This is a genomic window from Streptomyces sp. NPDC002125 (assembly GCF_053593715.1).
This window is the reverse complement of the sequence record NZ_JBSFDD010000071.1, coordinates 1-3942: the sequence shown is the minus strand read 5'-3', so window position 1 is coordinate 3942 and position 3942 is coordinate 1. Positions and strand designations below refer to the sequence as shown.

Annotated in this window: 4 protein-coding genes; all 4 read left to right on the top strand. The window is 69.9% G+C overall.

What is annotated here, in order from left to right:
- The first annotated feature begins 174 nt into the window (after nucleotides 1–174).
- The 4 genes from ACWCQM_RS40790 to ACWCQM_RS40775 all read left to right on the top strand — a co-directional run bounded on the left by ACWCQM_RS40790 (nucleotide 175) and on the right by ACWCQM_RS40775 (nucleotide 3811).
- The gene (locus ACWCQM_RS40790) at nucleotides 175–501 is read left to right on the top strand and encodes a hypothetical protein (protein ID WP_450920116.1); all 327 of its coding nucleotides are present in this window, start codon (nucleotides 175–177) and stop codon (nucleotides 499–501) included.
- An 86-nt stretch (nucleotides 502–587) separates the two neighbouring features.
- Complete coding sequence (locus ACWCQM_RS40785; RefSeq protein ID WP_450920117.1) at nucleotides 588–992, top strand: DUF6573 family protein; 405 nt, start codon at nucleotides 588–590, stop codon at nucleotides 990–992.
- 114 nt (nucleotides 993–1106) lie between these two features.
- Complete coding sequence (locus ACWCQM_RS40780) at nucleotides 1107–1541, top strand: hypothetical protein (RefSeq protein ID WP_450920115.1); 435 nt, start codon at nucleotides 1107–1109, stop codon at nucleotides 1539–1541.
- 350 nt (nucleotides 1542–1891) lie between these two features.
- Nucleotides 1892–3811 carry a ParB/RepB/Spo0J family partition protein gene (locus ACWCQM_RS40775; RefSeq protein ID WP_450920114.1) on the top strand — a complete coding sequence of 640 codons (1920 nt, stop codon included), beginning with the start codon at nucleotides 1892–1894 and terminating at the stop codon, nucleotides 3809–3811.
- Nucleotides 3812–3942: the final 131 nt, after the last annotated feature.

Genomic DNA, 3942 nt, shown 5'->3' with positions numbered 1-3942 from the left:
GGGTCGGCGGGGCCCGGACGCCCGCTAAAAGATCATGGAACTTCCGGGAAAAACCCTGGTCAGACCCCCTTTTCCGCTAGGTGATCCGGCCCAACGCTGGTAATATAGAGCTTGTTGGAAGGGGGTGGCACCCCGGACAACGAGAACCACTCGAAACCCATCGAGGAGCACCCAATGCGCGCACTCATCGAGACCTTCAAGACCATCCGCGCCCGTCACCGTGCGGCCCGCCGGGCGGGTCTGCGGTCGTACACCGTGGTCCTGGACTGGAGCGCCAAGGCGTACGCGCACTACGCGCCCGAGATCGTGACCGTCCGGGCGTCCTCCCCGCTGGCCGCCGAGATGGACGCCCTGCTTCAGGCCGCCAGGGCCCACACCATGCACGTGGAGGAGTTCGAGGGCCGCGAGGGCCGCGCCCTGCTCCTGGAGGCGGGCAACGTGCTGAAGGTCGTTGCCACCTTCTCCGGCGCGCACAGCGCCGTCCACTCCGACCACTTCTGATCTGCCCCGACCGGGGCGGCGGTTGGCACCGTCGCCCCGGCCCCCTCGAAACCCGTACGCACAACGAGAGGCACCCAGTGAGCACCATGACCGGCACCGTCACCACTCGCGCCCACGCCATCGAGACCGGCGCGCTGATCGAGGCCGACCCCGGCATTGCCGCCGAGGTCGAGTTCCCTGCCCCGGTGGCCATGACCGAGGCCGTTTACGCGGACTGCATCGCCGTCCCCGACACGTACCGGTGGGACACCGGCATCCGGCTGGACGACGCCGAGCGGGAATGGGACCTGCTCATCACCGCGTCCCGGGCGATCAAGGCCGCCGCAGGGTCCGGCCGCCCGCCCCGGCTCGCGTTCTCCCTCTACCGCGTCCCGGTCGACGGCCGCAGCCGCGACCCGCAGCGCGTGACCCTTGTGGCCGAGGCGTCGCCGGGCGACAACGGCGAGCGCGTCATCACGATCATGCGCCCGACCGAGCACCTGCCTCAGTGAGGCGACCCGGGGCGGCCACCAGGCCGCCCCGGACGCCCCCGGCTGGAAGGGAATGGCACCCCGACCGGCCCCCCCCCTCGAAACCCGAACCGAGCACGGAATGGAGCGCCCCACATGGGCTACGAATACAGCGTTGAGGGAACCGTCCAGGTCACCCCGCCGATCCCCTTGCCCGCACTTCTCCCCCTGACGCAGGGGTTCGATCTGCCGATCTTCTGCCTGGCCCTCAGTGTCGACGACCCGGTGGCGGCTGGCCCCTGGTCCGACATCGTGGGCGTGTGGGCCCTGATCCGGGAGGGCGTGCCGCTCGACCAGGCGCAGCCGGTCACCGTCAGCGCGCTCGCGGTGTCTCACATCGCCAAGAGCGGAGAGTTCTATCAGCCGCTCGACAGGTTCGTCCGGCTCTGTCTGGAGGCCGGTCACGAAGTCGCCAGCGGGCTGAAGTTCCAGAGCGAAGAGGGCGAGCGCGGTGAGATCCAGGTGACGCCGAGCGGCGGCATCGAATGGGTCGAGACCTCAGCCCCCGGCCGGGAGCCCGGCCGCTGGTGAAGACCCCCGCCCGGTCGGGCCGGTACCTCCGGCCGGACCGGGCGGGGTAGCCGCCGGACGCGACGGCAGCCTGTCACCCCCTCCGCCCCCGCGCTGGCCGAGGGGCGGGCCGTCGAGAACGACGGCCGCGCCGTTCCTGCGCGGGCATCGGCGCGCGTTCGCGGCGGGCACCCGCCGCCGTGGGCTCAGCCCTCGCAGGGACGCCGGCCCTGGCCCGGGGTCATGGAAGAACCCTGGTTAGGCCCCCTTTTTGCTAGGTGATCCGGTCCAATGCTGGTAATATTGAGCTTGTTGGAAGGGGGTGGCACCCCGACCGGCACCACCACTCGAAACCCGTACGAACGAAAGGCATGAACGTGACCGTGACGCAGACCGAGCAGACGGAACAGACCCCCGAGAACGAGGCGGCCGAACCGGCAGTCTTCGGCCGCCTGGTGGCGATCGACCCGCTCGACTTCGACCCCGACGGCGGTACGGAGAAGCTGGTCATCGTCGACCCGTTCAACCACCGCAAGAAGCGGAAGGAGGGTGACACCACCGAGCCCGACCCGGCCCTGATCGCCAGCGTCGAGGAGGTCGGCGTTCAGCAGGCGATCATCCTGCGCCCGCAGGAGGGTGAGCGGGACGGACAGCTCGGCATCGTGATCGGCCAGCGCCGCACCCTGGCCGCGTACCGGGTCGCCAGCGCGGCGGCGCAGGAAGGCCGCGAGTACCGGAAGATCCCGGCGATCATCCGCGACGACCTGCGCGGCGTTGATGACGAGGCGCTGACCGTCTCAATGGTGGAGAACCTGCACCGTCGCCAGGCGAGCGCGCAGGACGACGTGGACGCCGCCGAGCAGCTCGCCCTTCTGGTTAAGGCCAAGAAGGTGCCCAAGGCCCGGAAGCGCAGCCTGGCCGCTGCCATCGGCCGCACCGAGGAGGAACTGGACGCGGCCCACAAGGTCGCGCAGATGGACGCGGAGACCCTCGAAGACCTCCGGGACGAGGAGATCGAATTCGACTGGGTCGAGCTGGGCGACTACGACGAGGTCAAGGACGTGTCCAACGCGCAGGTCACGCTCATGCGGGCCAAGGCCAAGGACGAGCAGGAGCGCAACGCCAAGCGGGGCGCGTGGAAGACCGCCATGCAGGAGCTGCGCGCCAAGAAGGCGCGGACCGAGCGGATCGGAACGCTGAAGGCCGGACTGGCTGAGAAGGAGATCAACACCGTCCACTGGGTGTGGAACTGGTCCTACAGCACCGCCCGGCCGCTGGATGAGCTGGTCAGCAAGATCGGTATGCCGATGAGCGAGCAGGGGCACAGCGAAACCTGCGAGGGGCACGCCGCCACGATCGACCCCGACGCGGCCGAGGTGGTGTGGCTGTGCGACGACTGGAAGAAGCACGGCCACCGGATCGCCGGGGCCGCCCAGGGCGACGACGACGGCGAAGGCGAGCCGGGCGATGAGGAGGCCGCCAAGGCCGAGGTCGTGCGCGAGGAGCGCCGCCGCGTGAAGGTGAACAACCTCGCGTGGAGGACGGCCCGCGCGGGCAGGGAGGCCCACATCGCGGACATGTGCAAGGACAAGGGCGAGGCCCCGGCCGACGTCAAGGACCTGATCATGCGGACGCTGCTCGTGAGCGATGGACATTACGTGCACTACGTCGGGAGCCAGGAGCACGGGGCGATGCTGGCCCAATTCCTGGGGGACGAGCGGCTCACCCGGCACCCGAAGGACGTGATCAGCTCGCTGATCAAGAAGACCGCGAGCAAGCGGTATTGGTGGACGCTGTTCGCGCACGTGGCGGGCTACTTCGAGGCCGAGCACATGAAGGACGACGCATGGCGCGGGGAGCCCCACTACCACCACGGCCCCTCGGTGCGAGGCCGGATCAGGCCCGCGACCGCCGAGTGGATCAGCTTCCTGGAGCACCACGGGTACGGCGTGACGGAGGTCGAGGCGGAGACGGTGGCCACCGCCGAGCAGGAGGCCGAGGCCGAGGCCGAGCGCAGGGCCGAGCAGGAGCGGCAGTGCGAGGAGCGCGAAGCGGCCAGGGCCGCGCAGAAGGCCGAGAACCCCGCCCCCGACGAGGACGAGGAGCCCGGCCACGACGCCGAAGAGGACTACCAGTACGACGACACGGACGAGGAGTCCGAGGAACCGGCCGGAACGGAGGGGCACGAAGACCCGGAGGCCGAGGGCGAGACGGACGCGGGGCCGGACGAGGCGGAGAGGCACGAGGACGAGCCCGCCGAGGAAGGCCAGGAGGACGGCGAGCAGGAGTAACAGCGGTACCGGGCAGGCCCGTTCCTTGACGGGCCTGCCCCCGGCCGGGGGGGGGGGGGGGGGCGCCCCCCCCCCCCCCCCCACCCCCAACAAAAAAAAAAAAAAAAGCCCCGAAAACAAAAAAAATATAA